At 66.4% G+C, this 25,462-nt stretch carries 25 protein-coding genes; 14 read left to right on the forward strand and 11 right to left on the reverse strand.

Going from position 1 to position 25,462, the window contains the following annotated elements:
* Positions 1-72 precede the first annotated feature (72 nt).
* The 6 genes from RSW2DRAFT_RS04395 (at position 73) to RSW2DRAFT_RS17365 (ending at position 6,314) form a co-directional block, all read left to right on the forward strand.
* Positions 73-1,059 (forward strand): substrate-binding domain-containing protein, encoded by a 987-nt coding sequence (locus RSW2DRAFT_RS04395; RefSeq protein WP_008028448.1) that lies wholly within the window; start codon positions 73-75, stop codon positions 1,057-1,059.
* 78 nt (positions 1,060-1,137) lie between these two features.
* Entirely contained in the window at positions 1,138-1,905 is a 768-nt protein-coding gene (locus tag RSW2DRAFT_RS04400; RefSeq protein WP_008028450.1) for a GolD/DthD family dehydrogenase, read from the forward strand.
* 10 nt (positions 1,906-1,915) lie between these two features.
* A complete protein-coding gene (locus RSW2DRAFT_RS04405) occupies positions 1,916-2,908 on the forward strand; it encodes a dihydroxyacetone kinase subunit DhaK (RefSeq protein WP_008028452.1) in 993 nt (330 codons plus the stop codon).
* A 9-nt stretch (positions 2,909-2,917) separates the two neighbouring features.
* On the forward strand, positions 2,918-3,556 hold the full coding sequence (dhaL, locus tag RSW2DRAFT_RS04410) for a dihydroxyacetone kinase subunit DhaL (protein ID WP_008028454.1): 639 nt from the start codon (positions 2,918-2,920) through the stop codon (positions 3,554-3,556).
* Between the two features lie 38 nt (positions 3,557-3,594).
* Positions 3,595-4,239 carry a dihydroxyacetone kinase subunit DhaL gene (gene dhaL, locus RSW2DRAFT_RS04415; protein WP_008028456.1) on the forward strand — a complete coding sequence of 215 codons (645 nt, stop codon included), beginning with the start codon at positions 3,595-3,597 and terminating at the stop codon, positions 4,237-4,239.
* Entirely contained in the window at positions 4,239-6,314 is a 2,076-nt protein-coding gene (locus RSW2DRAFT_RS17365; RefSeq protein WP_008028458.1) for a bifunctional sugar-binding transcriptional regulator/dihydroxyacetone kinase subunit DhaK, read from the forward strand. The genes dhaL (RSW2DRAFT_RS04415) and RSW2DRAFT_RS17365 overlap by 1 nt, the downstream gene beginning before the upstream one ends.
* A 175-nt stretch (positions 6,315-6,489) precedes the next feature.
* Here the strand turns inward: RSW2DRAFT_RS17365 and RSW2DRAFT_RS04425 are convergent, their stop codons facing one another.
* From RSW2DRAFT_RS04425 to RSW2DRAFT_RS04440, 4 genes are all read right to left on the reverse strand, one after another.
* A complete protein-coding gene (locus RSW2DRAFT_RS04425; protein ID WP_008028460.1) occupies positions 6,490-7,797 on the reverse strand; it encodes an AMP-binding protein in 1,308 nt (435 codons plus the stop codon).
* Positions 7,798-7,892: 95 nt separating this feature from the next.
* Positions 7,893-9,164, reverse strand: coding sequence for a bifunctional folylpolyglutamate synthase/dihydrofolate synthase (locus RSW2DRAFT_RS04430; RefSeq protein ID WP_008028462.1), 1,272 nt, complete (start codon positions 9,162-9,164; stop codon positions 7,893-7,895).
* Complete coding sequence (gene accD, locus RSW2DRAFT_RS04435) at positions 9,161-10,330, reverse strand: acetyl-CoA carboxylase, carboxyltransferase subunit beta (RefSeq protein ID WP_008028465.1); 1,170 nt, start codon at positions 10,328-10,330, stop codon at positions 9,161-9,163. The genes RSW2DRAFT_RS04430 and accD overlap by 4 nt, the downstream gene beginning before the upstream one ends.
* Positions 10,331-10,516: 186 nt before the next feature.
* Positions 10,517-11,260, reverse strand: coding sequence for a sulfotransferase family 2 domain-containing protein (locus RSW2DRAFT_RS04440; protein WP_198008069.1), 744 nt, complete (start codon positions 11,258-11,260; stop codon positions 10,517-10,519).
* 157 nt (positions 11,261-11,417) lie between these two features.
* On the opposite strand from RSW2DRAFT_RS04440, the gene RSW2DRAFT_RS04445 reads away from it, so the two are divergent.
* From RSW2DRAFT_RS04445 to RSW2DRAFT_RS04465, 5 genes are all read left to right on the forward strand, one after another.
* Positions 11,418-11,999, forward strand: a complete 582-nt coding sequence (locus tag RSW2DRAFT_RS04445; protein WP_156790628.1) for a cation transport ATPase — start codon at positions 11,418-11,420, stop codon at positions 11,997-11,999.
* A gap of 148 nt (positions 12,000-12,147) precedes the next feature.
* The gene (locus RSW2DRAFT_RS04450) at positions 12,148-12,921 is read left to right on the forward strand and encodes a DUF6478 family protein (RefSeq protein WP_008028470.1); all 774 of its coding nucleotides are present in this window, start codon (positions 12,148-12,150) and stop codon (positions 12,919-12,921) included.
* A 9-nt stretch (positions 12,922-12,930) separates the two neighbouring features.
* Complete coding sequence (locus RSW2DRAFT_RS04455) at positions 12,931-13,305, forward strand: hypothetical protein (protein WP_008028472.1); 375 nt, start codon at positions 12,931-12,933, stop codon at positions 13,303-13,305.
* Positions 13,306-13,472: 167 nt separating this feature from the next.
* Entirely contained in the window at positions 13,473-15,488 is a 2,016-nt protein-coding gene (locus RSW2DRAFT_RS04460) for an NADPH-dependent 2,4-dienoyl-CoA reductase (protein ID WP_008028473.1), read from the forward strand.
* Between the two features lie 81 nt (positions 15,489-15,569).
* Complete coding sequence (locus tag RSW2DRAFT_RS04465) at positions 15,570-16,400, forward strand: DUF6544 family protein (protein WP_008028475.1); 831 nt, start codon at positions 15,570-15,572, stop codon at positions 16,398-16,400.
* Between the two features lie 29 nt (positions 16,401-16,429).
* Here the strand turns inward: RSW2DRAFT_RS04465 and RSW2DRAFT_RS17835 are convergent, their stop codons facing one another.
* Positions 16,430-16,591 carry a hypothetical protein gene (locus RSW2DRAFT_RS17835; RefSeq protein ID WP_008028476.1) on the reverse strand — a complete coding sequence of 54 codons (162 nt, stop codon included), beginning with the start codon at positions 16,589-16,591 and terminating at the stop codon, positions 16,430-16,432.
* A 363-nt stretch (positions 16,592-16,954) separates the two neighbouring features.
* Between RSW2DRAFT_RS17835 and RSW2DRAFT_RS04470 the strand changes: the two genes are divergently transcribed.
* Positions 16,955-17,860 carry a LysR family transcriptional regulator gene (locus RSW2DRAFT_RS04470; protein ID WP_008028478.1) on the forward strand — a complete coding sequence of 302 codons (906 nt, stop codon included), beginning with the start codon at positions 16,955-16,957 and terminating at the stop codon, positions 17,858-17,860.
* Between the two features lie 26 nt (positions 17,861-17,886).
* Here RSW2DRAFT_RS04470 and RSW2DRAFT_RS04475 read toward each other — a convergent pair whose 3' ends face one another.
* Genes RSW2DRAFT_RS04475 through RSW2DRAFT_RS04485 form a run of 3 tightly spaced genes read right to left on the reverse strand, consistent with a single transcriptional unit; the run spans position 17,887 to position 20,305 of the window.
* Positions 17,887-18,855 carry an OmpA family protein gene (locus RSW2DRAFT_RS04475; RefSeq protein ID WP_083800642.1) on the reverse strand — a complete coding sequence of 323 codons (969 nt, stop codon included), beginning with the start codon at positions 18,853-18,855 and terminating at the stop codon, positions 17,887-17,889.
* A 14-nt stretch (positions 18,856-18,869) separates the two neighbouring features.
* Positions 18,870-19,574 (reverse strand): GNAT family N-acetyltransferase, encoded by a 705-nt coding sequence (locus RSW2DRAFT_RS04480; RefSeq protein WP_040671623.1) that lies wholly within the window; start codon positions 19,572-19,574, stop codon positions 18,870-18,872.
* Between the two features lie 2 nt (positions 19,575-19,576).
* Positions 19,577-20,305: a competence/damage-inducible protein A gene (locus RSW2DRAFT_RS04485; protein WP_008028484.1), complete on the reverse strand. Its 729-nt coding sequence runs from the start codon at positions 20,303-20,305 to the stop codon at positions 19,577-19,579.
* A gap of 109 nt (positions 20,306-20,414) precedes the next feature.
* Here RSW2DRAFT_RS04485 and map point away from each other — a divergent pair, with 109 nt between their 5' ends.
* Both map and RSW2DRAFT_RS04495 read left to right on the forward strand, forming a co-directional pair.
* Positions 20,415-21,260, forward strand: a complete 846-nt coding sequence (gene map / locus RSW2DRAFT_RS04490) for a type I methionyl aminopeptidase (protein ID WP_008028486.1) — start codon at positions 20,415-20,417, stop codon at positions 21,258-21,260.
* On the forward strand, positions 21,257-22,753 hold the full coding sequence (locus tag RSW2DRAFT_RS04495; RefSeq protein WP_008028487.1) for a dienelactone hydrolase family protein: 1,497 nt from the start codon (positions 21,257-21,259) through the stop codon (positions 22,751-22,753). Before map ends, RSW2DRAFT_RS04495 begins: the two co-directional genes overlap by 4 nt.
* Positions 22,754-22,807: 54 nt before the next feature.
* On the opposite strand, the gene RSW2DRAFT_RS04500 is transcribed toward RSW2DRAFT_RS04495, so the two are convergent.
* The 3 genes from RSW2DRAFT_RS04500 to acsF form a co-directional block, all read right to left on the reverse strand.
* Entirely contained in the window at positions 22,808-23,305 is a 498-nt protein-coding gene (locus tag RSW2DRAFT_RS04500) for a c-type cytochrome (RefSeq protein WP_008028489.1), read from the reverse strand.
* A gap of 205 nt (positions 23,306-23,510) precedes the next feature.
* Positions 23,511-24,326 (reverse strand): putative photosynthetic complex assembly protein PuhE, encoded by an 816-nt coding sequence (puhE, locus tag RSW2DRAFT_RS04505; protein WP_008028490.1) that lies wholly within the window; start codon positions 24,324-24,326, stop codon positions 23,511-23,513.
* 57 nt (positions 24,327-24,383) lie between these two features.
* On the reverse strand, positions 24,384-25,451 hold the full coding sequence (gene acsF / locus RSW2DRAFT_RS04510; RefSeq protein ID WP_050786774.1) for a magnesium-protoporphyrin IX monomethyl ester (oxidative) cyclase: 1,068 nt from the start codon (positions 25,449-25,451) through the stop codon (positions 24,384-24,386).
* Between the last annotated feature and the right edge of the window lie 11 nt (positions 25,452-25,462).

Below are 25,462 nucleotides of genomic sequence, written 5' to 3' on the forward strand. Positions count from 1 at the left end.
ACCAAGACCATCTGGCCCTCCCGCAGGAGGCGGGCCGTCAGGTGACGCGCAAAACAGAAGGAGGAGAGACCCATGACCAACCGGATAATGACCCTGACCGTCGCGGCCACGCTGCTTGCCAGCACCGCCGCCATGGCCCAGGACAAGCCGAAGATCGGTGCCGCCGTCTATGGCCTGAACGCCGAGTTCATGCAGATCTGGGCCGCAGCCCTGGAGCAGCACCCGGCAGTGAAGCAGGGCCTGGTCGAGGTGACCGTGTTCGACGGCCGCTATGACGCGCTGGTGCAGCAGGAGCAGTTCGAAACCATGGTCACCCAGGGCTTCGACGCCATCATCTTCGTGCCGATCGACATCGAAGCCGGTGCCGCCGCGGTAAAGGTGGCCAGCGACGCCGGTATCCCGGTGTTCGGCTCGAACACCCGGGTCAACAGCGACCTGCTCAGCGCCTATGTCGGGTCCGACGACGTGCAGTCGGGCTACATGGAAGCGAAATACGTGCTCGACAAGATCGGCTGCAAAGGCAACGTCGTGGTGATCGAAGGCCCGATCGGCCAGTCGGCGCAGATTCAGCGGCTGGAAGGCAACATGAAGGCGCTGGCCGAATGTCCCGATGTCAAGGTGCTGGAAGACCAGACCGCCAACTGGAGCCGCGCCGAGGCCCAGACCCTGATGGAAAACTGGCTGACCGCACATCCCGGCGAGATCAACGGCGTGATCGGCCAGAATGACGAGATGGCGCTGGGGGCCATCGAGGCGATCAAGGCCGCCGATCTTGACGTGAAGTCCTTTGCCATTGCCGGTATCGACGGCGTGACCGACGCGCTGCTGGCGGTGAAGGCCGACCAGATGGCCTCGATCCTGCAAGACGGTGCCGCGCAGGCGCAGGGTGCGCTTGATCTGGCGATCAAGGCGGTCGATCCGACCTACGAGCCGATGTCGGAGATCTGGAAAACCTACGCCGACATGCCGTGGAACAACGGTGCCGACAAGGAATACTCGGTGCCGTGGACCCCGGTGACGCTTGAAAACGTCGATGCGCTGCTGGCGCTGCGGCAATAACACCGCCACGCCCTGTCCTGCCCGACCTTGCATGGGCCGGGCAGGGCAACCATGATCCATTCTTCGGGGTAGACAGCCATGGCAACCAGTCCTGCAACACTCGACTATGATTTCCCGCTTGCCGGCAAGACCGCCTTCGTGACCGGCGCGGCCTCGGGGATCGGCGCCGCGATTGCCGAAGCCTTCAGCGCCAAGGGGGTGCGCGTCGCCGTGGTCGATCTGAAGGCCGAGGCTGCCGCCGCCCGCGCCGCCACGCTGAACGGTGCCATCGCGGTGGCCTGCGACGTGGCCGACCCGGCTTCGGTCGCCGCCGCCGTGGCAGCGGTGCAGGCCGCGTTCGGCCGCATCGACATTCTGGTCAACAGCGCCGGCATCGTCGATCTTGCCCCCGCCGCCGACATCGCGCTCAGCGCCTGGAGCCGCACGATGGACATCAACCTGACCGGCAGTTTTCTGGTCGCACAGGCGGTGGGCCGGGGCATGATCGCCCAGGGCAGCGGCCGGATCATCAACCTGGCCTCGCAGGCCGGAACGGTGGCGATCGACGGCCACATCGCCTATTGCGCCTCGAAATTCGGCGTGATCGGCCTGACCAAGGTGCTGGCGCTGGAATGGGGCCAGCACGGCATCACCGTCAATTCGCTGTCGCCCACCGTGGTGCTGACCGAACTGGGCAAATCGGCCTGGGCCGGGGAAAAGGGCGAGGCGATGATCCGCCAGATTCCCGCCGGGCGCTTTGCCGAACCCTGCGAGATTGCTGCGGCGGCGGTGTTCCTTGCCTCGGATGCGGCGGGCATGTTCAATGGCGCCGACCTGATCATCGACGGCGGTTTCACCATCAAGTGAGGGCAGAAAGATGCAACGTTTCCTGAACGACCCTGACGACATCGTCGATGAAACCGTGGCCGGTTTCGTGCGCGCCCATGCCGATCTGGTGCGGCTTGACCCCGGCAATCCGCGGGTGGTGGTCTCGCGCCTCGCCGGACAGCAGGGCCGGGTCGGCATCGTGACCGGCGGCGGCTCGGGGCACGAGCCTGCCTTCATCGGCTATACCGGGCGCAACATGGTCGATGCGGTGGCGGTGGGCGAGTTGTTCTCGTCGCCCACGGCAAAAAGCTTTCACGACGCGATCCGTGCCGCTGATGGCGGGGCGGGCGTGGCGGTGCTGTATGGCAACTATGCCGGCGACAACATGAACGTGAAGATGGCCCGCAAGATGGCCGTCAAGGATGGCATCGCGGTCGAAACCGTGGTGGCCAATGACGATGTCAGTTCCGCCCCGTTGGCCGAGCGCGAAAAGCGCCGTGGCGTGGCGGGCGAGATATTCATGTGGAAGATCGGCGGCGCCAAGGCCGCCACTGGCGCCCCGCTGGCCGAGGTGATTGCCGCCGCACAGAAGGCGATCGACAACTGCCGCTCGGTCGGGGTTGGTCTTGGCCCCTGCACCCTGCCTGCGGTGGGGCATCCGAACTTCAGCATCGCACCGGGCAAGATGGAGGTCGGCATCGGCCATCACGGCGAACCCGGCGTGCGCATCGAGGACCTGAAAACCGCCAATGCGATTGCCGACGAGATGACCGCCATCGTGCTGGATGACCACAACCTGCCCGCAGGCACCGAGGTGGCGGTGCTGCTGTCGGGGCTGGGGGCCACGCCGGTGAACGAGCTTTACGTGCTTTTCAACCGCATGGCCCAGCAGATCGAGGCGCGCGGGCTGGTGATCTACCGCCCCTTCGTCGGCAATTATTTCACCTCGCTGGAAATGGTTGGGGCCACGCTGACGGTGATGGCGCTGGACGCCGAACTGAAGCTGCTGCTGGATATGGAGACCGCCTGTCCGGGGCTGTAGGGGGAAAAGATGCAGAGCATCGACAACAGGGGCGCGGGCGAGATCATCCGCGAGATCGCGGCGGTGATCGTCGCCAACAAGGCTTACCTGTCGGATATCGACGGGTTGATCGGCGACGGTGATCACGGGGTCAACATGGCCAAGGGCTTTGCCCGCGCCGCCGAACGGCTGGACCCGGCGGGCACGCTTGGCGATGCGATGGCGGTGCTGTCGGATGTGCTGATGTCCGAGATCGGCGGCTCGATGGGGCCGCTGTATGGCACGCTGTTCGGTGACATGGCCGAGCATCTGGGCGAGGCTGCGGTGCTGGATGCGGCGGCCTTCGGCGCCATGGTCCGCGCCGGTCTGGCGGGGGTGCGGGACATCGGCGCGGCGAAGGTGGGCGACAAGACGCTGCTGGATGCGCTGGTGCCGGCAATTGACGCCTTTGACGCGGCGATTGCTGCGGGCCAGCCGTTCGCTGCGGCGCTGGGCGCGATGAAGGCGGCGGCGGAAACCGGGCGCGACAGCACCATCGACATGGTGGCGCGGGTGGGCCGGTCGGCGCGGCTGGGCGAACGCTCGCGCGGGGTGCTGGACGCCGGTGCCACCTCTTGCGCGCTGATTATGGGCGGTTTTGCCGATGGCATCGGGCGGCGGCTTGCATAGCGCTTGCAAAGGTGCGTCGGCTTTGCACAAGGTTCGGCATGTCCAGCATTGACAGCGCCTTTCTGATTGCGGTGTTCCGCCGCGCCGCCGACCGGCTTGAAGCCGAGCGTCAGGCGCTGTGCGCGCTGGATGGCGAGATCGGCGACGGTGATCACGGCACCTCGATGGCCAACGGTTTTGCCGCCATCAACGACCACCTGCGCGGCATGGCCCGGCAGGAGGCAACGCCCGCCGCGGTGCTGCGCGACGCCGCCTCGACCTTTCTGGCCGAGGTCGGCGCCACGGTCGGGCCGCTGTATGCCACCGCCTTTCTGCACGGCGCGCGGCTGCTGGAGGCGGGCGATCTTGACCGGCAGCAGATCGGCCGGCTGGTGGTGGCGATGGCCGACGGCATCAAGGCGCGCGGGCAGGCCGAACTCGGTGACAAGACCATGATCGACGTGTGGTATCCCGCAGGTCACGCCGCCATCGCCGCAGCCGCCGAAGGCGGCAGCCCCGCCGAGGTGGCGCGGGCGCTGCGCATGGCAGCCGAACAGGCCCGCGAAACCACGGTCACGATGATCGCCGCCCGCGGCCGGGCCTCGCGTCTGAAAGAGCGCAGCCTTGGCCATCTTGACCCCGGCGGCGCTTCGGCGGCGATCATTCTGGCGGCCATCGCCGACACTCTGGCAAGCGCCGCCTGATGGCCGCCCCGCGCCCCCGCAGCGTCAAGGACATGGCCCGGCTGGGCCGCCCGCCGCTGCGCTTTGGCGACGACCCGCTGCTGCTGGCAAGCTGGCTGTATTACGAAGAGGGGCTGACCCAAAGCGAGATTGCCGACCAGCTTGGCGCCTCGCGCCCCACGGTGAACGCCTATCTGGCCGACGCGCGGTCCAGCGGCATCGTCAACATCTCGATCTCGGCGCCACGGCTGCGCGCGCTGTCGATCGCCCGCGCCATCGAAGAGCATTTCGGCATCGACGATTGCCTCGTGGTGCCCGGCGAGGGCGGCGAGCGGTCGATCTTCGACCGGCTGGGCGGGGCGGGGGCGCTGGCGGTGAAGTCGGTGATCCATTCGGGCGACATCATCGGCATCTCGTGGGGGCGCACCATGCTGGCGCTGGCCAATGCGGTGCGCGATATCCACGTGATCGACGTGACGGTGGTGCAATCCACCGGCGGCACCACGGCGGCGATCAACTACACGCCCGAGGCCTGTGCCACAAGGCTGGCCGAACGGCTGAACGCCAGCTTCGTGCCGATCTCGGCCCCGGCCATCGTGTCGTCGCCCGAAGCCAAGCGGATGCTGGAACGCGAGCCGGTGATCGCCGAGCAATTGCAGAACCTGCAACGGCTGGACCGCATCTTCTTTGGCGTCTCCAGCCTGCGGCCTTCATCGACGATCTACAATTCCGGCTTTTTCGATTCGCACCTGCAGCAGGTCTATGCCGGGGCGGTCGGCTCGATGCTGGGCCGGATCATTGACGCGCAGGGCAACGAGGTGGACGGACCGCTGCGCGACCGCACCATCGGGCTTGATCTGGACCAGTTGCGCAAGGTGCCGACGCGGGTGCTGATTGCCGGCGGCTATGACAAGGTGCCGCCGATCCTGGCAGCCTTGCACGGCGGCGCGGTGACGACGCTGGTGACCGACGTGGCCACCGCCGAGGGCATCCTGCGCGCCGACGGGGTGGCGGTGGAAAAGATCGGGGTGCGGCGTGCTTCGGCCACCCCGGCCAGAAGCGACCTGCTGCGCAGCCGGATCAAGAAATTCCTGAACAGCCCGAAAGACGCGGTGAACGAGGCGCTGGAAGGGGCTTTCGCCGCCTTTCCCGACCATATCGAGCCGATCGACGGCTCGCCCCGCGCCATCCGCGCCCGGGCCGCCAAGCCTGCCGGCAAGGTTGGCGTGGTCATCGGTGGCGGCGCGGGGCACGAACCCAGCTTTCTGGGCTTTGTCGGCCCGGGGCTGGCGGATGCGGTGGCAGTCGGCAACGTCTTTGCCTCGCCGCCGCCCGACCGGGTGCTGGCCTGCACCCGCGACGCGCACCGTGGCGCAGGCGTGCTGTATGTTTATGGCAACTATACCGGCGACGTGATGAACTTCGACATGGCGGCCGATCTGGCCGGGGCCGAGGGCATCGAGGTGCGCACGGTGCTGACCAGCGACGACATCGCCTCGGCAGCGCACGACGACCGCGCGGCGCGGCGCGGCACGGCGGGCAATGTCTTCGTGTTCAAGATCGCCGGGGCGGCCAGTGCCCGGATGTATGGGCTGGCCGAATGTGAGCGGCTGGCGCGCAAGGCCAACGACGCCTGCCACACCATCGGCGTGGCGATGGAAAGCTGCTCGATGCCCGACACCCAGCGGCCCAGCTTCAAGATCGGCGAGGACGACATGGAATTCGGCGTCGGCGTCCATGGCGAGCCGGGGGTGACGCGGGTGCCGATCGAAAGCGCCGACCGCATCGTGGACCAGATCTGCGACCGGATCTTTGCCGAGATGCAGCCGCGTCCCGGCGACCGGGTGGCGGTGCTGGTCAACTCGCTGGGTGGCACGCCGATGATGGAGTTGCTGATCCTGAACCGGCGGCTGCGCAAACGGCTGGAAGCGCGCGAGATCGCAGTGCACAGCACGCTGGTCGGGCATTACTGCACCTCGCTTGACATGATCGGGGCCTCGATCACGCTGATGAAGCTGGACGACGAGCTGACCGGCCTGCTTGACGACCCCTGCGACGGCTTTGCCTGGAGCTTTTCCGGGCGCAGGCCAAGCTGAAGCTTGCAGGCCAGAATAGACCGGGTGGGTCTTGTCTTGGTGCCCACGAAACCGGCTGTGCCCTGTTCCGGGTGGGCAGGACGGCGCTTTTCCTGCGGTGAAACCGAGGCCTGGTGCGGTTGTTTTGTGGCCCTTGCGCGTTTGGCAAAGACGGCAGTCGGTTGGGCTGTGCGACCTAGCCTTTCGGCCGCAAATCCACCACCCGCAGCGCCTTGCCCGCACTGCGCGCCACGCTGCCCGGCGGCCCCACCCGGATATCGGCCGACATCCCCAGCGTCTGCTTGATCCGCTTGCCCAGCCGTGCCGCGATCTGCGCCCGGGTTGCGTCATCGCAAGGGCTGGCGGTTTCCACCAGCACCGCCATGCCGTCCATCCGGCCCTGACGGCTGAGTTCGATCTGGAAATGCGGCGCAAGGCCGGGTTGCGCCAGCACCTGCTCCTCGATCTGCCCCGGAAACAGGTTGACGCCGCGCAGGATGATCATGTCGTCACTGCGCCCCAGCACCTTGTCGATCCGCCGCATCGTGCGCGCCGTGCCAGGCAACAACCGGGTCAGATCGCGGGTGCGATAGCGGATGATCGGCAGCGCCTCCTTGGTCAGCGAGGTCAGCACCAACTCGCCAAAGGCACCATCGGGCAGCACGGCGCCGGTGTCGGGGTCGATGATCTCGGGGTAGAAATGGTCCTCCCACAGATGCGGGCCATCCTTGGTTTCCACACATTCCATCGCCACCCCAGGCCCCATCACCTCGGAAAGCCCATAGCAATCAATGGCATGCATGTCGAACGCGCCCTCGATCTCGGCGCGCATGGCGTTGGTCCAGGGCTCGCCGCCCAACATGCTGGTTTGCAGCGGGCTGGCCACCGGGTCGCGGCCTTGCGCGCGGTATTCATCCAGAATCGACAACAGGTAGCTGGGCGTCACGCAAATCGTGGTGGCACCGAAATCCTCGATCAGCGTCACCTGTCGCGGCGTCATGCCACCCGACACCGGCACCACGGTGCAACCCAGGCGTTCCGCTCCGTAATGCGCGCCGAAGCCGCCGGTAAACAGCCCGTAGCCATAGGCCACATGCACCACATCGCCCGGACGGGTGCCCGCCGCCCGCAGGCTGCGCGCCATCAGCCCCGACCAGGTGTCCAGATCGCGGGCGGAATAGCCGACCACCGTGGGCTTGCCGGTGGTGCCCGAGGAGGCGTGCAGCCGCACCAGCTGTTGCCGCGGCACGGCAAACATCCCGAACGGATAGGCCGCCCGCAGATCGGCCTTTTCGGTGAAGGGAAAGCGGGCGATATCGTCCAACTGGCGCAGGTCGCCCGGATGCACGCCCGCGGCTGCAAACTTCGCCGCCACCCCTGGCATGTTGGCATGGGCATGGCGCAGTGTGGCTTGCAGCCGCGTCCGTTGCAGCGCCGAAATCTCGTCGCGCGAGGCGGTCTCGATCGGGTCCAGATCGGCGGGGTTCGGGGTCAGGTCACGCATGGGCAGGCTCGCTGGGGGCGTTTCGCAACGGTTTGCGCCGGGTTTCTGACGATCCTGTGGCGGGATGCAAGTCTGCGCGCGATATTTCGCGTCTGTCAGCCGTTTTCCCGCAGGATGCTGCCCGCCAGATACAATGAGCCGCAGATCAGCACCCGCGCTGCGGGGTCATCTGCCGCAATATCGGCCAGCGCGGCGGCAACCGAAACCGCCGTGGTGGCCTGCATCCCGGCGGCAAGGGCGGCGGCACAGGTGGCTTCGGCGGGCAGGGTGTTGGCCTCGCCGGGGATCGACACCGCGTGCAGGCTTTGCACCTGTGGCGCCAGCGGCGCCAGATAGCCACCGATGTCCTTGGTGTTCAGCATGCCGCAGATCAGATGCGTCGGGCGCTTTGGCATTGCCGCCAGGGTTGCGGCAATCGCCTGGCCGCCCGCCGGATTGTGGCCGCCGTCCAGCCAAAGCTCGACCCCCGGCGCGCTTGCGGCCAGCGGCCCCGTGCGCAACCGCTGCATCCGGGCCGGCCATTCGGCGCGGGTCACCGCGGCTTCGCAGGCGGCGGCGTCAAAGCCCAGAAACCGCAAGGCCGCCAGCGCCGCCCCGGCATTGTCGATCTGATGCGGGCCGGGCAGGTTGGGCAGCGGCAGGTCCAGCAAGCCATTGCCATCCTGAAACACCAGCCGCCCGGCCTCGGCCCAGACATGCCAATCCTGCCCCTGCGCCAGCAGCGGTGCCCCCAGCCTTGCGGCGCGAGTCTCGATCACCACCAGCCCGTCTTCGGCCTGCGGGCCGACCACGCAAGGGGTCAGGCGCTTGATAATCCCGGCTTTTTCGCCAGCGATTTCCGCCAGCGTCTCGCCCAGATACTGCTGATGGTCGATGGAAACCGGGGTGATGATGCACAGCGCCGGGTGTTCCACCACATTGGTCGCATCCAGCCGCCCGCCAAGGCCGACCTCCAGTAGGGTGTAATCGGCGGGCGTGCGCGCGAATGCCAGAAACGCCGCACAGGTGGTGATCTCGAAAAACGTGATCTCGTCAGGGCCGTTGGCGGCCACGCACTCATCCAGCAAGGCGGTCAGCGCCGGTTCCGAGATCAGTTCCCCCGCCAGCCGGATGCGTTCGTGAAACCGCGCCAGATGCGGCGAGGTATAGGCGTGAACGGTTTTGCCAGCCGCCTCCATCCCGGCGCGAATCATCGCCTGGGTCGAGCCTTTGCCATTGGTGCCCGCGATATGAATCACCGGCGGCAGCCGCCGCTCGGGGTTGCCAAGGGCGGTCAGCAGCCGGTGCACCCGGTCCAAGGTCAGGTCGATGACCTTGGGATGCAGGGTCATCATCCGTTGCAGAACGGCATCCGAGCCGGAGGTCATTTCTCGGCGGTGGCGGTTTCGTCCGGGATTTCGGTCGGCGCGTCTTCCGGCATCGATTCCGGCAGGTCGATCGGCATCTCGACCGGCGGCTGCGGTGCGGGCTCGGGCTGCGGTTCCGGCACCGGCACCGGCTCGGGCACCACCACGGGTTCCGGTTCCACCGGCACTTCGACCGGGGCGGGTTCCGGCGCAACTGCGGCAGCGGCAGCGGCGGCCACGACCACCGGCACCACTTCGGGTTCCACCACCGGCGCAGGCGTCACCACCGGGGCGACAGTGCTGGCATCCGGTGCCGGCAGATCGCCCGCCACTGCCGGCGGCAAGCCGCACAGCATGCGCAGGATGGTCACCAGCTCGTCCTTCAAGGCCTTGCGATGGGTCACGCGGTCCAGCATGCCATGGTCCAGCAGGTATTCGGCGCGCTGGAAGCCCTCGGGCAGCTTTTCGCGGATCGTCTGTTCGATCACCCGTGGCCCGGCAAAACAGATCAGCGCGCCCGGCTCGGCAATCTGCACGTCGCCCAGCATGGCATAGGAAGCCGTCACACCACCGGTGGTGGGGTGGGTCAACACGACCACATACGGCAGCCCCGCCTCTTTCAGCATCTGCACCGCCACGGTGCTGCGCGGCATCTGCATCAGGCTGAGAATACCTTCCTGCATCCGTGCACCGCCAGCAGCGGCAAACAGCACCAAGGGCCGGTTCAGCGCCACGGCGCGTTGGGCGGCGGCAATGATCGCATTGCCGACATACATCCCCATCGAGCCGCCCATGAACGAGAAATCCTGACCGATGGCCACGATCGGCGTGCGGCCAATCTCGCCCTCGGCCACCAGCATGGCGTCTTTCTCGCCGCTGGCTTTCTGCGCGGCCTTCAGCCGTTCGGGATATTTCTTCTGGTCGCGAAAATGCAACGGATCGGCGGCCACATCGGGCACGCGGACCTCAAGAAACTTGCCATTGTCGAACAACGCCTTGAACCGCTCGCGCGGGGTGATCGCCATGTGGTGATCACAACTGGTGCACACGTTCAGATTGTCCGACAGTTCGCGGTGGAACAGCATGGTCCCGCATTCGGGGCACTTGGTCCACAGATTTTCCGGCACCTCGCGGCGGGAAAACAGCGAATTGATCTTCGGGCGGACGTAGTTGGTGATCCAGTTCATGGTGGGGGCCCTTTGATCGTTCAGGTTTGGACCGCAATAAGCCGCAGGGGGCAAAATTGCAATCGGGATGGATACGGGTGCGACGCCATGGCGCCTTTTCCGGGCTGAAATCCGCTCTAGCCGCCCTGGTGGATTTGCAAGTGCGATCCCGCCGAATTCGCGGCGGGTTCGGCGTGCCCGGTTGCGTCAGACCGGGTAACCCAGCGCCGCGAAATCGGCGGCATAGATCCGGGCGATGCTGGCGCGGGCTTGCGGCGTCATCAGCGCGTCGGCGCGACCGCCGTAGGCCGAGGGGTTGTTGCGTGGCACGGCCTTCACGCGGTCCAGCATCTGTGATGGCAGGCCAAAGCCCGCCATGGCATCACGGAAATCGGCGTCAAGGTTTTCCAGCCGGAACAAATGCGCATAGTGCAGCTTGTCCAGTGCCAGCAGCTCTGATTGCAGGGCGTAATGCGCATCAAACCCCGGTCCATGCTGTTCCAGCCCATCCAGCAGCGCCTGAAAACTCAGATGCCGCTGCATGTAGGCATTGCCGCGTGCCACCCGGCGCCAGGATTTCGGACCTTCCATGAATTGCCGCAGCTTGCCATAGGCATAAATGCCAAAGGCATATTGCTTGGTGTAGCGGTTGAGCTTGTTGTAATAGTTCGAAAGCACCCGGTCGGCAGGATTGCGGATATTCGCCAGCAGCTTGTGTTCGGGGAATTCCGCGTGGCTGCGCAGCACGCCGGCAGTATCGGTGTTGCTGAAGAACAGCCCCTGCGCTGCAAGCGTGCTTTCGGTCGAGGCCGAGCGGGCCAGTTTGCGGATGCCGTGCTCGCGCGGGTCAAATCCGGCCATGGTCAGGAAGATGTTGACCATGCTGCTCGAGCCGCATTTCGGCGTCAGCACATACAGGATTTTCGCGGGCTCGAAGCGGATGAGGTTCAAGGACTGTTCCATGGCGCGTGTCTAGCCCGGTTCCTTTCGGCTGGCAAACTGACATTTTGGCCGCTGATCCGGTCTTGCCCGTGCCTGGCGGGCCGCTTATCGCTGAGGCCGGGCGGTTCGGGCGTGGAAGGTGGTTATGGTGATGCGGTTTGGTGCGGTGCGTGGAAGAATCGCTTGGCTGGCATGTCTGCCGCTGTTGCTGGCCTGCGTGCCCGGAGCGGGGATGCGGGTGCAGCCGGTGTTGGGCGGTGCGGTCAAGGTGGCAGCACCCGGCGGGTACTGCATCGACCCGACGGGGGTGATGCAAGGCGACGATTCGGCGCTGGTGCTGATCGGGCGCTGCACCGGCGGGCCGGGCACGCCGCAGGCCCGGGCGATTCTGACGGCGGCGGTGGCGGCGGCGGGCAGCGGCATGGACATTGCCGCCAACGGTCCGGCGCTGGCGGCCTATTTCGGGTCGGATCAGGGCAGGGCGGCGCTCAGCCACAGCGGGCGGGCCGCAGCGGTGACGGTGCAGCAGGCGGCCGTTGCGGGGGATGCGTTCGTGATGCGCGTCACCGACACCAGCCCCAACCCCGACAGTCCGGCCGAGGCGGCAAGCTGGCGCGCGGTGCTGGGGGTGGCGGGGCATCTGGTGACGCTGACCGTCACCGGCACCCAGGCGGCCCCCTTGTCGGCCACATCCGGGCGGGCGCTGCTGGACGGGTTTGTTGCCGCCACGCGGGCCGCAAACCGCTGACGTGGCGTCCCTTGCCAATTTTCTTTGTCACAGGCGGGCCGGTGGGGTGGAGTATTCACACTTTTGCAGCAATAAAAGAATCGTTTCCTCCTGAGCAACAATTCGGAGCAATTGGCAGTGAAACGGCAGGATTGCGAGTAGCGCGGCGATGGCAGGCAAGTTCAACAGCGTCCTCGACCGGATGACCAACCGGCGCTTTCTGCGGCGTTGGGAAAAGCTGGCCGACGAGGCTGACAATCTGAATCTGGAAGACCTGCGCGATCTGCGCGGCCGGGCGCGGCAGGTGCGCCGGCAGTTGGACCGGGTGATCCATGTGGCCGAACACCGGCTGGCGCTGCCGGTGATCGGCTCGAACGCCATCCGCAAGCCGATGGGCGCCGACTGGGTCTGGCGCCCCGATCTGTGGCGCGGCGAGATTCCGGTGCCGGGGTTTTCCTCGGTGCCCGGCAAGGCCGAGATCTGCAACGGGGCCACGGTGTTCCACGACTGCCGCCGCAGCGAGCTGACGGTGCGCCAGATCCGCAACAACCGCGAGGTCGATCTGGCGCCGTTCGGGCTGCGGATGGACGTGTTCCGCTTTGACGGCAGTTTCCTGTCGCTGGTGCTGGATTTCCCGCCCGAAGGCATCGAGGGGCTGAAGCTGAAGCATCTGATCCGGCTGGATGCGGTGGTGGAGATGGAGAAGCCGCTGGAAATCTTTGCCCGGCTGAACATCAAGCACGGGCCGAACGTCGAACAGATCGTGCGCGAACTGCCGCTGGCCGCCGAAGAGGTGATGGTGGAGTTCGATCTGACCTATTCCAAGATGAACGAAAAGCGGGTGGAGAAGATCTGGGTCGATCTGATCTTCGAAGGGCCGGAGATGAACCAGATCATCCTGCGTGACGTGACCTTCTGCCGCCACCCGCGCGCCGATTTGTAAGGAGGAATGATGTCCGACATCCGTCTGACCAAGACGCGCATCCGGGCCGGGGTCTGGGAAGGTGTGCTGAGCGGCAGCCCGGTGCGGCCGGCGCTGGAGGTGCTGCATCAGCAGGCGGTGCTGGGTGGCGTGGGCATCTCCGAACTGACCGAGCGGCCCGGCGAATGGGCGGTGCGGGTGCCGATCCCGCCGCAGTTGTTGAGTGAGGGGGTGCAGACCTTCCTGATCCGCGACAAGACCAGCGGCGAGACGCTGGCGCATTTCACCGTGATCACCGGTGTGGCGATGGAGGACGATCTGCGCGCCGAGGTCGATCTGCTGCGGGCGGAGCTGGACATGCTGAAGCGGGCGTTCCGGCGGCATTGTCTGGAGACGGCGGGCTGACAGACGGGGGGCTGTCTGCCCCCCACGCCCTGGCCGGGGCCAGGGCTCCCCCCGAGGATATTTTTCCAGAGAAGAAGCAGGAAGTGGTGACGTGGCGTAGGCCCGTGACAGGGCATGGGCTTGCGGGCAGGATGGCGGTCTGACGGGAGCCATGCGGGGAAGACATGATGGCCGAATTTCCGCATCTGCTGGCGCCGCTGGACCTGGGGCATCTGGTGTTGCCCAACCGGGTGCTGATGGGCTCGATGCACACCGGGCTGGAGGAACGCGGCGACTGGGGTGCTGTGGCGGAGTTTTACGCGGCGCGGGCGCGGGGCGGCGTGGCGCTGATGGTGACCGGCGGTATGGCGCCAAACCGCGAGGGCGGGGTGTTTCCCGGTGCGGCGGGGCTGTTTGACGCGGGCGATATTGCCAACCACCGGCAGGTGACAGATCGGGTTCACGGGGCGGGCGGGCGGATCGCGATGCAGATCCTGCATGCCGGGCGCTATGCCTATGGCAAGGATTGTGTGTCGGCTTCGGCGGTGCGCTCGCCGATCTCGCCGTTTGCGCCTGCCGCGCTGGACGCGGCGGGAATCGAGAAACAGATCACCGATATTGTGACGGCGGCGGTGCGGGCGCGTGATGCGGGCTATGACGGCGTCGAGATCATGGGGTCGGAAGGCTATTTCCTGAACCAGTTTCTGGTGCGGCATGTCAACCGGCGCACCGACGATTGGGGCGGCAGTTACGCCAACCGGATGCGGCTGCCGGTCGAGGTGGTGGCCCGGGTGCGGGCGGCGGTAGGGCCGGATTTTCTTATCATCTACCGGATTTCACTGATTGATCTGGTGCCCGATGGCAGCAGTTGGGACGAGGTTGTGCAGCTTGCGACAGCGGTGCAGGCGGCGGGGGCCAGTCTGTTGAACACCGGCATCGGCTGGCACGAGGCGCGGGTGCCGACGATTGCCACAAGCGTGCCGCGGGCGGCGTTTGCGCATCTGACCGGTCGGCTGCGGCGGGCCGTGACGATCCCGGTGATCGCTTCGAACCGGATCAACGCGCCCGAGGTGGGCGAAACGATCCTGGCCGAGGGGCTGGCCGACATGGTGTCGATGGCGCGGCCGTTTCTGGCCGATCCCGACTTTGTGGCCAAGGCGGCCAGCGGGCGGGCGGGGCAGATCGCGCCCTGCATCGCCTGCAATCAGGCCTGTCTGGATCATACCTTTGCCGGGAAACTGACCTCCTGTCTGGTGAACCCGCGCGCCTGCCACGAGACCTCACTGGTTTATGCCAAGGCCGAGGTGCCCAAAAGGGTGGCGGTGGTCGGCGGTGGGCCTGCCGGGATGATGTGCGCCATGGTGGCGGCGGAGCGTGGGCATCGGGTGGTGCTGTTCGAGGCTTCGGCGGCCTTGGGTGGGCAGCTTGATCTGGCGCGGCGGGTGCCGGGCAAAGAGGAATTCGACGGGTTGCTGCGTTGGTTCACGGCGGAAGTGGTGCGGCTGGGGGTCGAGGTGCGGCTGGGGCGGTGCGCCGGGGTAGCCGATCTTGCGGGCTTTGATGACGTGGTGGTGGCGACCGGGGTGGTGCCGCGCGATCCGGGGATTGCCGGGCAGGATGCCGCGAACGTGCGGGGTTACGCCGAGGTGCTGCGCGGGGCCGCGGTGGGGCGTCGCGTCGCGGTGGTCGGCGCGGGCGGCATCGGTTTCGATGTGGCGGAGTTTCTGGTGCAAGGCGGGGTCAGCCCGACGCTGGATCCCGGCCTGTGGCGGCGCGAATGGGGGGTGGGCGATCCGGGGCTGGTGCCGGGCGGGCTGGCTGTTGCCGGGCCGCAGCCGGAACCTGCCGCCCGCGAGGTCTGGCTGTTGCAGCGCAAGCCGGAAAAGCCGGGGCGGACCTTGGGTAAGACCACCGGCTGGATTCACCGCGCGGCCCTGGCGGCGAAAGGTGTGCGGATGCTGGGCGGGGTCAGCTATCAGCGCATCACGCCCGAGGGCCTTGAGATTCTGCGCGACGGCCAGCCCGACCTGCTGGCAGTTGACACCGTGGTGCTGTGCGCGGGCCAGTTGCCCCAGCGCGGGCTTTCCGATGCGCTGACCGCCGCGGGCATCGCGCATCGCCGCATTGGCGGGGCCGAGGATGCAGGCGAGCTGGATGCCAAGCGGGCGATTGATCAGGCTGCAAGGCTGGCGGCGGTGCTTTAGGGGCGGCAGCACTGCGCTGTATCAGCCTTTGCCGGGTGCAGCCCTGCTACCTTGATGCCGGATTGAGCCGGAGGCGACACGATGGGTATTTGGCTGCTGTTGGGGCTTGGTGCTGTGGCAGCGGCGGTTCTGGCCGCTTTATGGCGCAAGGCCATGGACACCAAACACGCCGAAACGGTCTGGCAGGCGTTGCGCGCCACCCGCGATCCGGCGCCGCCTTTGTTCGACCCCGCCACGCTGCAGGATCAGCCCGAGATCGTGCGGCGGTTCTTTGCGCAGGCCATCGCGCCCGGAACACCGCTGCATCGCGTGGTGGAAATCACGATGACCGGAGAGTTCATCCTGAACGGACGGGCGCTGCCGATGCAGGCCAGCCAGATCATGGCGCCGCCGCAGGGGTTTGTCTGGCGTGCCAAGGTGGGCCGCGGCCTGTTCGGGTTTTCCGGGGCCGACGGCTATCTGGCGGGCCAGAGCAGTTGGATGCGGTTCTGGCTGGCCGGGGTCGTGCCGCTGGTGCGGGCTGGCGGCACGGCGGATTTTGCCCGCTCGGCGGCGGCGCGGATGGTCCTGGAAACCCTGTGGAACCCGGCGGCGCTGTTGCCGCAGTTCGGGGCGCGCTGGCAGGTGGTGGGGCCCGATCTGGCGGCAGTGCGCTTTGACGCCCTGCCGCAGATCGAGCCGGTGATGCTGCGCATCGACGCCGAGGGCCGGATTACCGAAGCCTTCACGCAGCGCTGGTCCTCTGCCAATGCCGACAAGGTTTACCGGCTGCAACCGTTCGGTGGCCATTGCCGCGGCTGGGGCAGCTTTCACGGCTTTACCATCCCGACCGAACTGCAGGCCGGCAATTTCTTCGGCACGCCGCAGTTTGTGCCGTTCTTCGTGGCCCGGCTGACGGCGATGCAGGTTTGAATGTGAGGGGCATGACGCCCCTTTTGCGGTCAGCCTTCGGTGACCAGAACCTTTTCGGCCAGCGCCTTGGTCAGCTCGTCCTGATCCACGCCGCCATCGGCATTGGCGTCGATGCTGGCGAACCCATCCGCGGTCAGCGCCGGTGCAACCGAAAGCCCAAATACTGCAGCAATGAAGGTCAGGCGGGTCATGGTTGTCTCCTTGATCTGCGCAAAGAATCGTCCGGAGGTGGCAGGATGCCATCCCCCGGACCTTGCAGATAGGCCATTGCGGAACACTGTTCCATCAGACTTCGGAAACCGGCAGGAAGGCCGACAAAACCCTGCCCATTCATCGTCAGAACTGGAACAGTTTCCTGCCGATCTGTCGGGCCTTACCCTTTTTCCGCCGATAGATTTCGCAACAAACGCTGGTTTTCCGCGCAGGTCAGGCTGTTTCCCCGCCATCAACGATCCGCGTTAATACCCCGGACTTGTCGCGCCCCTGCCGCTATCTCGCCCGATTTGAGGGCCAATAGGGATCATCAACCCGCATAAGTTCGCATGGGGAATACAATGGACCGACTGACCGAAATGGAAGCCTTTGCCACTGTGGTGGACCAGGGGGGCTTTACCGACGCGGCAAAGAAGATGGGCATTTCGAAGTCGGCGGTGTCCAAGCACGTCTCGGCGCTGGAGGCCCGGCTTGGGGCGCGGCTGCTCAACCGCACCACGCGGCGGGTCAGTCCGACCGAGATCGGTCTGGCCTACTATGACCGCGCACGGCGGGTTCTGAACGATGCGGGCGAGGCGGATGCGCTGGTGACCTCGATGCAGTCGGCGCCTTCGGGGCTGCTGCGCATCTCGGTTGCCACCGATTTCGGGGTGAACCTGCTGTCACCGATTCTGGGGGATTTCCTGCTGGAATATCCCGATATCACCGTCAACATGGTGCTGAACAACCGCTATGTCGAACTGATCTCGGAAGGCTTCGATCTGGCTATCCGGGTCGGCGATCTGGAGGACAGCAGTCTGCGCGCCCGCAAGCTGACCGAGACCAGCAAGCGGATGATCGCCAGCCCCAGCTATTTCCAGCGCTTTGGCCGGCCGATGAAGATCGACGATCTGAACGACCACAAGCTGCTGCATTACTCGAATCAGGCCAATGGCAATGTGTGGAAGATCACAGCACCTTCGGGCGAAAAGCGGCAGGTGCGTTCGGTCGGCTGGCTGACGGTGAATGACGGCCAATCGCTGCTGAACGCCGCGGTTTCCGGTTTGGGCATTGCCTATCTGCCGTCGTTCCTGTGTGCCGAGGCGATGAAGGCGGGGCAGGTCGAAGAGGCGATCCCCGGCTTGCCGGTGGAGACGCTGGGCATCTATGCGGTCTATCCGCCGGGGCGGTTTACCCAGCCCAAGGTGCGGGCGTTCATTGATTTCCTGGCCCGGCGCTATACCGACAAGGGGCCCGATAACTGGTGATTTAACGATTTTCTTGGTGCGGTGAACTACTGGGTCGAGGTCAACATGACTTCGACCCTTCTGTTTTGCGCCCGGCCTGCTTCGGTCAGGTTGCTGGCGCGCGGCACCAGAAACCCCACACCTTCAGCGATCACCTGTGTGGCGGGCACGCCAAGGCTGTCGATCAGCACCTGCCTTACCGAGGCGGCGCGTTTGCGCGACAGCGCAATATTCACCGCCAAGGGGCCAGAGGCGTCGGTATGGCCGACCACGGCGATGGCGCGGTCGGGGTGGGCTTTCAGATAGTCGGCCAGTGCCTGCAGCGAGGCATAGCTGCCCTCCGCCAAGGCCGCGGTGCCCGACGAAAACACCAGATCGTCCAGCGCCAGTGAGCCGCCGGTTTCCAGCCGGTTGCCCAGATCGACGGTTTCCGCGGGCGCTTCGGCGGCAGGAACCGGGTCCGCGGCGACAACCGGCATCGCCGCTGCCGGAGCGACGCGGGTCATCTGCACAAACCCCGAAGTGGCCGAACGGCTGACCATCAGCGCCACCAGATCGGGGCCATCGGGCGTGCCGCGCTCGGCCACGACATAGCGGAAGTCGCCCAGATCGACATGCATGTCGGGTTCGGGCAGCACCTCGGCGCCAAAGCGGAAATCGAAACCGCCGCAGGCCGCGGTCTCACATTCAAAAAGCACCCTATATCCTTCGACTGCCAGTTGCGCCCGCAGCGGCTGCATCAGCGCCAGCGTCGAAAGCGCCTGCGGCGTGGCGGCGGGGGCGGCGATGCGCCAGGCGGTCTGTTCCAGCGCGCCTTCGGCCAGACGGGTGGGCAGGCCGGTGGCGGCGGTCCAGGCGCCGATCGGCAGGCGGGTGCTGGTCAGCGGCTCGGTGCGGCTGGCGGTCTGGGTGGCGGGGCCGGGAAAGCTGGGGGTCAGTGCCAGCGCCGGGGTTGCGGCCAGCCACAGGGTCAGGCCGATCAGGCGGGCCGGGAAAGGAAATGGGCGTTGGGTCATCGGCCTGCTGCTGCTCATTTTTGGCGGTAGTGATACTGACCCATAGCCTGCAAGCCAAGCGAAGCATAGAGCGCGCGGGCGCCGGCATTGGCGGTGGTCACCACCAGGGACAGCGTGCCCGCCCCATTATCTTGTGCCCAATGGGCTGATGCCCGCAGGATGTTGCTGGCCACGCCCAGACGGCGGCGGTCGGGGGCAACCTCCAGCGCGTGCAGCATGGCGCTCGGACCGTGGATCGCCACAAAGGCCACCCCGGCAGCCCGGTCGCCCGCCCGGCCCAGGATCACGGTTTTCGGCCCCGCCGCGCGGTCCATCACCGCCAACCGTTCCGGCCCGATGCCCTCGGCCTCCCACAGGTCGCGGGCGATGCCCAGGGGCGGCCAATGCGGAAAGGCGGTCATCAGGTCGGGCGGCGCAATGGTGTCGCAGGGCGCGGCATAGGCCACCACCGGATCGACGATGCGATAGCCGCGCGATGCCAGTTCGGCATCCAGCGCGGCATCGCCATCACGGATCAGGAACAGCGCAGGCTGACCCAAGGCCTGCATGGCGGTTTCGGCGGCAGGAATATCCTGCGCGGTCCAGTCGCCTTCGGCGGTGGCCGCCGACACCCGCTTGCCGCCGCCCTGACCGTCGCGGATGCACCAGGGGCCAAGGCTTTGGCGGGCGGCGGGCGGCCAGGTTGCCTCCAGCACTGCATAGATATCGGCAGGGGGCAGCATCATCCGGCATCCCCGAACAGCGCCGCCAAGCGGGTCATCGCCGCGTCCAGCCGCCCCGCATCGGTGCCGCGGATCACCAGATTGGTGCCATGCGCGCCGTTCTGGATGAAGGGATAGCTGCCCATGCTCAGGTCGGGAAATTCGGCGGCAAGGGCGGCAAAGGGCGTGGCAATCTCGCCCTCGCCCCGGTTGACAGCCAAGGATTGCGACAACAACGGCGCGCCGCCGGTCAGCCCCGGCAGCACCGAGGCCAGCATCGCCTGAAAGATGTTCGGCACCCCGGCCATCACATGCACATTGCCGATGCGAAAGCCGGGGGCGGTGGACACCGGATTGTCGATCAGGCTGGCCCCCGCGGGTATCCGCGCCATGCGCTGACGGGCTTGGTTGAACTCCATCCCGGCGCGGGCGTAATGGGCGGCCAGGCGCGCCATCGCCTCGGGGTGCGGGCCGATCTCTACCCCAAAGGCCGCGGCCACCGCATCGGCGGTGATGTCGTCATGCGTCGGCCCGATACCGCCCGAGGTGAACACCGTGTCATACCCCGCCCGCAACGCGTTTAACGCCGCGATGATCGCGGGCGCCTCGTCCGGCACCACCCGCACTTCGGCCAGCCGGATGCCGGCCTGGGTCAGCTGCGTCGCCAGATAGTTGGTGTTGGTATCGCGGGTGCGGCCCGACAGGATCTCGTCGCCGATCACCAGCATGGCGGCGGTGGGGTTGGGCATCGGACTCTCCTTTGGCGGCGCAGGCTTTGGTATAGGCCCGGCGGCGCGGCGTTTCAAACCCCCGATTGCGGTCGCCGCCTCTGGCCATTCCCGCCGGAGGGCACTATTTATGGGCCAGACAACGCTGGAGACGACCTTGGACCACACGCGGGGACGCATCACCAAAGACGGCATCCGCATCTATGAGGAAGCCGATTTCGCCGGTATGCGCCGCGCCGGGCAGGTGGCGGCCGAGATTCTTGATGCGGTGATTCCGCTGGTGCAGCCGGGTGTCACCACCGAGGCGCTGGATAGTTTCATCACCGAAGAAGTGGCGCGGCGCGGCGTGACTTCGGCCACCATCGGCTACAAGGGCTATGCGCATGCCTCGTGCATTTCGGTGAACCATGTGGTCTGCCACGGCATACCGGGGCCGAAAACCCTGGCCGATGGCGACATTCTGAACATCGACGTGACGGTGATCGTCGATGGCTGGTTTGGCGATACCAGCCGCATGTATGTGGCGGGCAACCTCGGTCGCAAGGCCGAGCGGCTGATCGAGGTGACGCATCAGGCGCTGATGCGCGGCATTGCGGCGGTGAAGCCGGGCAACACCTTTGGCGACATCGGTTACGCCATTCAAACTCTGGTCGAGGCCAACCGCATGTCGGTGGTGCGCGATTTCTGCGGCCATGGGCTGGGCCGGGTGTTCCACGCGCCGCCGAACGTGCTGCACTATGGGCGCGCAGGCGCCGGGGCGGTGCTGGAGGAAGGCATGTTCTTCACCATCGAGCCGATGGTCAACCTTGGCCGCCCCGAAACCAAGGTGCTGGCCGATGACTGGACGGCGGTGACGCGCGACAAGTCGCTGTCGGCGCAGTTCGAACATTCGGTGGGGGTCACGGCCACGGGCTGCGAGATTTTCACCCTGTCGCCTGCCGGGTTGTTCCATCCGACCTGGGGCACCGCCGCGTGAGCCGCGCCCGCTGGGCGGTGCTGATTCTGGCGCTGATCGGCACGCTGTTGTCGGTCTGGCGGCTGGAGGGCGCGCGGGCGGGCATCGAGATTACCCATATGCAGGCAGGCAGCACGCCCGCCACGGTTTACCGTATGCCGGGCGCCGCGCCGGCCCCGGTGGTGGTGATCGCCCACGGCTTTGCCGGCTCGCGCGAGCTGATGGAGGGTTTCGCGCTGACCTTCGCGCGGGCGGGCTATATCGCGGTCAGCTATGACCTGCTGGGGCATGGCCGCAATCCGGTGCCGATGTCGGGCGATGTGACGGTGATTTCCGGCACGACGCAGGTGCTGATGGACGAACTTGGCCGGGTGTCGGATGCCGCCCTGGCCTTGCCCGGTGCCGATGGGCGGCTGGCGCTGCTGGGCCATTCGATGGCCTCGGATATCGTGGTGCGGCAGGCGATTGCCGACCCGCGGGTGGTGGCGGTGATCGGGGTGTCGATGTTCTCGCTGGCGGTGACGCCGACCGCGCCGCGCGATCTGCTGGTGATCGCCGGAGGCTGGGAAACCCGGCTGGCGCAGGAGGCGGAAAAGGCGCTGAAGCTGGCCGATCCGGCGGCATCGCTGGGCCAGACGGTGGGCGATCCGGGCACGGGAACCGGGCGGCGGGCGGTGCTGGTGCCGGGGGTCGAACATGCCAGCGTGCTGTATTCGCCGGTGACGCTGCGCGAGGCGCGCGACTGGCTGAACCTGAGTTTCGGCCGCGATGGGGTGGGCGAGGTTCCGGCCCGCGGCGGCTGGATCGCGCTGATGCTGGCCTCGGTGGTGGCGCTGGGCTGGCCTTTGGCCGGGGCGCTGCGGCGGTTCCGCGCCGAGGTGCCGCCGCTGCGGCTGCCGCCGGGTCGGTTCATGGCGGCGGTGTTGCTGCCGGCGCTATCGGTGCCGCTGCTGCTGTGGCCGGTGGATACGCATTTTCTGCCGGTGCTGGTGGCCGATTATCTGGCGGTGCATTTCGCGCTGTATGGGGTGATGGCGCTGGCCTTGGTGGCAGGGTTTGGCGGGCTGCGGCGCGGCGGGGTGTTGGCCCTGGCTTTGGCGCTGGTGGTGGCGGCCTATGGCATCGGGCTGTTCGGCGGGCTGACCGACCGCTACCTCGCCGCCTTTCACCCCTTCGCCGGGCGGCTGCCGATCGTGCTGGCAATGGCTTTGGGGGCGGTGCCGTTCATGCTGGCCGATGGCGTGCTGACCGAGGGCGGGCTGGCACCGCTGTGGCGGGGGGTCACGGTGCGCGGCATGGCGCTGGCCTCGCTGGGGCTGGCGGTGGCGCTGGATTTCGAGGGGCTGTTCTTCCTGATCATCATCCTGCCGATCATCCTGCTGTTTTTCGTGCTGTTCGGCACGGTCGGCGGCTGGATCGGCCGCGCCACCTGGCGCCCAGCGGCGGCAGGGGTCGGGCTGGGAGTATTTCTGGCCTGGGCCTTGGGCGTGACATTCCCGCTGTTCGCGGCATAAAAAAGCCGGGCGATTGCGCGCCCGGCTTTGCTTTGGCAGATTTTCTGACCGGCCTTAGTTGCTGGGTGCCGGGGCGGCAGCCGGATCAACCGGAGCAGCAGCCGGGTCAACCGGTGCTGCGGCCGGGGCCGGGAACAACGAGGTCAGGTAGGCGTAAAGATCGGCAGCCTCGGCCTCGGTCTTGACCTTGAAAGCCATCTTGCCCTTGGCCTTGGGGTCGCCCAGATAGGCTTGCAGGAACTTGCTGGGGTCGGCGGTGTAGGCGGTGAACTGCGCCTCATCCCAGACCAGACCCTTGGCCCCGGCGGCTACCATGTCCGGGCCATAGGCGAAATCGGGATAGGTGCCGGCCACGCGGCCGAACACGCCATACAGGTTCGGGCCCGTCTTCATCTTGCGACCGGCCAGAACGGTGCCATCGGGGGCCACCACGACATGGCAGGTCTGGCATTGCTTGAAGGCCTTTTCGCCTTTGGCAACATCGCCTGCGGCAAGGGCCGGGCTGGCCAGCAGCAGAGCGGCAGCGGCGGCGGCAGAGAGGGTGAATTTCATCTTTGGTCTCCCATTTGCAGGTGGTTCCGGGGCTGCTGCGGGTCTTGCACGTCCGGCGCAGCGCCGGGGTGGGGTTAAGCGGCGATGCGCCGGAGCCGGGCCCTTTGCCCTTGACGGCGGGTCTTCCTGTTCATCGCTCAGGTGGACGCCTGCGACAATGCGCAACGTTGCCACAGGGCGTCTTCGGCGGGAAGGCGCCGAAGGCTTACAACCCGTTGCCGTCTTCTTGCAGCAACTCGGGCGGGATGACTTTCGGCGCCGGGATCATCCAGCGCCACAGCTTCTGGTCGGGCAGCGGCACCACCATGAACCAATGCTCCAGCAGCGCCAGCAAGGTCAGTGCCGTCAGCAGAGTGAAGCCCGTGGTGCTGGCCGGCGTGGGGGCCGAAACCAGCCGCTCCAGAAAGCAGGCGGCGGAAAAGCTGAGCACGGTGATCGAGAACGGGTAGAACAGGTTCACCCGGCCACGGCGGAAATGGCTGGGCAGGTGCAGCAGCGGCGTGGACAGAAACTCGACATTGATCCGCGGCACGCCGAAGAACAGGTTCAGCTTGGCCGAAATGCGGGCAAAGAACAGGATCGAGAAGGTCCACAGCGCGAAAGGATGGTGCAAATCGCGGGTCGCAAAGGCCAGCAGCACCAGCGCCAGCACCAAAAGCCCCTCGTGCCAGGCAAGCGTGCCAAATCCGCGGACGAACCGCTGTCTGTCGCTGGCGTCAGGCGGGCAGCGGCTGCGGTTCGGGCCAGTGATGATGCCTGACAGGAAGGCAAGCTCGATCCAGCCCCAGATCGCCAGCGCCGACAAAAAGCCGACATAGGCCCCGAAGGTCGAGGTGTCGGTCAGCGTGACATTCACGCCCCAGATGCCGGCCGCCAGCAGCGGCAGGCCAAGCACAACCGAGACCAGATGCTGTTCCGGGCCGCCATTGTCCGCGACGCGCACCCGCCACAGGATGATGCCGGTAGAAAACCACCACAGGAAAATCGCCGTCAGCGTAGCCAGCCAGGGGTTGTCGGTCATGTCAGAACCGTCCGCGCCCTTGCCGGGCACGTTGGAAAAAGGGCTGTCGGTCTGCGCTCAATAACTGGGCTCCAGCCGGACATTGACCGGCAGAGTGTGGCGTTTCACCGGAATGGTGTAAAGCCCGACAAAAGCGACAAGCGCCTGCGTTGCCGCAACCCAGCCCTTCAGCTTGCCGCCGATGCCGCCCTGATGCTTGGCCGCGTCCATCGCCACGAAGGCGCGGTTCATCCGCTCCAGCCCCGGAATCCAGCGCGGATGGTCGATGTCCAGCTCGATCGGGAAGGATTGCCGGGCGATGGTCGAGGTCTTGCGGAACACTTCCTGATCATACCAACCGATGTCGACGCCCAGCGCCTTGTGGAACTCGGGGCGGGCATGGTCGCGCACCCACATGGTGGAATAGACTGCGGTCAGGAAGAACTTGATCCAGTAAAGATTGATGCCCGAGGTCAGTTTGGGGTCGGTGCGCATCAGCAGCGCAAAGGCCTCGCCATGGCTGAACTCGTCGTTGCACCATTCCTTGAACCACTTGAAGATCGGGTGGAAGCGGTGGTCGGGGTTGGCCTCCAGATGCCGGAAGATGGTGATGTAGCGGGCGTAGCCGATCTTTTCCGACAGGTAGGTGGCGTAGTAGATGAATTTCGGCCGGAAATAGGTGTATTTCTTGGCCTTGGTCAGGAACCCGAGGTTCACCGCAATCCCGGCCTCGCGCAGTGCGTCGTTGATGAAACCGGCGTGGCGTGCCTCGTCGCGGGCCATGAAGTTGAACAACTCGCAGATGTCGGGGTTGTTGCCGCGGCGCTTCATTTCCTTGTAAAGCACGCAGCCCGAGAATTCGGCAGTGCAGGACGACACCAGAAAGTCGATGAACTCGACCTTCAGCGCAGGGTCCATGCCATCCCAGTCGATCTTGTCCCAGTCCTCGTTCTTCTTGAAATGACCCTTGTTGGGGTCGGATTTCATCTGGCCGATCAGCTTGTCCCATTCGGCACGCACCGGGGTCACGTCGATGCGGTCCATCTCGTCAAAATCGGTGGTGTAGAAGCGCGGGTTCAACAGGGTGGTCTGCGTCGCCATCGCCGTGGTGTCGGTGGTATCGGGCGGCAGGATGTCGGCGTGCATCTCGGGGTTCG

The sequence above is a fragment of the Rhodobacter ferrooxidans genome, assembly GCF_000176015.1.
Lineage (GTDB): Bacteria > Pseudomonadota > Alphaproteobacteria > Rhodobacterales > Rhodobacteraceae > Pseudorhodobacter_B > Pseudorhodobacter_B ferrooxidans.

Excerpts from the sequence above, each read along its gene's own strand:
- RSW2DRAFT_RS04395 (WP_008028448.1), top strand. The coding sequence starts at position 73 with ATGACCAACCGGATAATGACCCTGACCGTCGCGGCCACGCTGCTTGCC.
- RSW2DRAFT_RS04400 (WP_008028450.1), top strand. The coding sequence starts at position 1,138 with ATGGCAACCAGTCCTGCAACACTCGACTATGATTTCCCGCTTGCCGGC.
- RSW2DRAFT_RS04405 (WP_008028452.1), top strand. The coding sequence starts at position 1,916 with ATGCAACGTTTCCTGAACGACCCTGACGACATCGTCGATGAAACCGTG.
- dhaL (WP_008028454.1), top strand. The coding sequence starts at position 2,918 with ATGCAGAGCATCGACAACAGGGGCGCGGGCGAGATCATCCGCGAGATC.
- dhaL (WP_008028456.1), top strand. The coding sequence starts at position 3,595 with ATGTCCAGCATTGACAGCGCCTTTCTGATTGCGGTGTTCCGCCGCGCC.
- RSW2DRAFT_RS17365 (WP_008028458.1), top strand. The coding sequence starts at position 4,239 with ATGGCCGCCCCGCGCCCCCGCAGCGTCAAGGACATGGCCCGGCTGGGC.
- RSW2DRAFT_RS04425 (WP_008028460.1), bottom strand. The coding sequence starts at position 7,797 with ATGCGTGACCTGACCCCGAACCCCGCCGATCTGGACCCGATCGAGACC.
- RSW2DRAFT_RS04430 (WP_008028462.1), bottom strand. The coding sequence starts at position 9,164 with ATGACCTCCGGCTCGGATGCCGTTCTGCAACGGATGATGACCCTGCAT.
- accD (WP_008028465.1), bottom strand. The coding sequence starts at position 10,330 with ATGAACTGGATCACCAACTACGTCCGCCCGAAGATCAATTCGCTGTTT.
- RSW2DRAFT_RS04450 (WP_008028470.1), top strand. The coding sequence starts at position 12,148 with ATGGCAGGCAAGTTCAACAGCGTCCTCGACCGGATGACCAACCGGCGC.
- RSW2DRAFT_RS04455 (WP_008028472.1), top strand. The coding sequence starts at position 12,931 with ATGTCCGACATCCGTCTGACCAAGACGCGCATCCGGGCCGGGGTCTGG.
- RSW2DRAFT_RS04460 (WP_008028473.1), top strand. The coding sequence starts at position 13,473 with ATGGCCGAATTTCCGCATCTGCTGGCGCCGCTGGACCTGGGGCATCTG.
- RSW2DRAFT_RS04465 (WP_008028475.1), top strand. The coding sequence starts at position 15,570 with ATGGGTATTTGGCTGCTGTTGGGGCTTGGTGCTGTGGCAGCGGCGGTT.
- RSW2DRAFT_RS17835 (WP_008028476.1), bottom strand. The coding sequence starts at position 16,591 with ATGACCCGCCTGACCTTCATTGCTGCAGTATTTGGGCTTTCGGTTGCA.
- RSW2DRAFT_RS04470 (WP_008028478.1), top strand. The coding sequence starts at position 16,955 with ATGGACCGACTGACCGAAATGGAAGCCTTTGCCACTGTGGTGGACCAG.
- RSW2DRAFT_RS04475 (WP_083800642.1), bottom strand. The coding sequence starts at position 18,855 with ATGACCCAACGCCCATTTCCTTTCCCGGCCCGCCTGATCGGCCTGACC.
- RSW2DRAFT_RS04485 (WP_008028484.1), bottom strand. The coding sequence starts at position 20,305 with ATGCCCAACCCCACCGCCGCCATGCTGGTGATCGGCGACGAGATCCTG.
- map (WP_008028486.1), top strand. The coding sequence starts at position 20,415 with ATGGGCCAGACAACGCTGGAGACGACCTTGGACCACACGCGGGGACGC.
- RSW2DRAFT_RS04500 (WP_008028489.1), bottom strand. The coding sequence starts at position 23,305 with ATGAAATTCACCCTCTCTGCCGCCGCCGCTGCCGCTCTGCTGCTGGCC.
- puhE (WP_008028490.1), bottom strand. The coding sequence starts at position 24,326 with ATGACCGACAACCCCTGGCTGGCTACGCTGACGGCGATTTTCCTGTGG.
- acsF (WP_050786774.1), bottom strand. The coding sequence starts at position 25,451 with ATGCACGCCGACATCCTGCCGCCCGATACCACCGACACCACGGCGATG.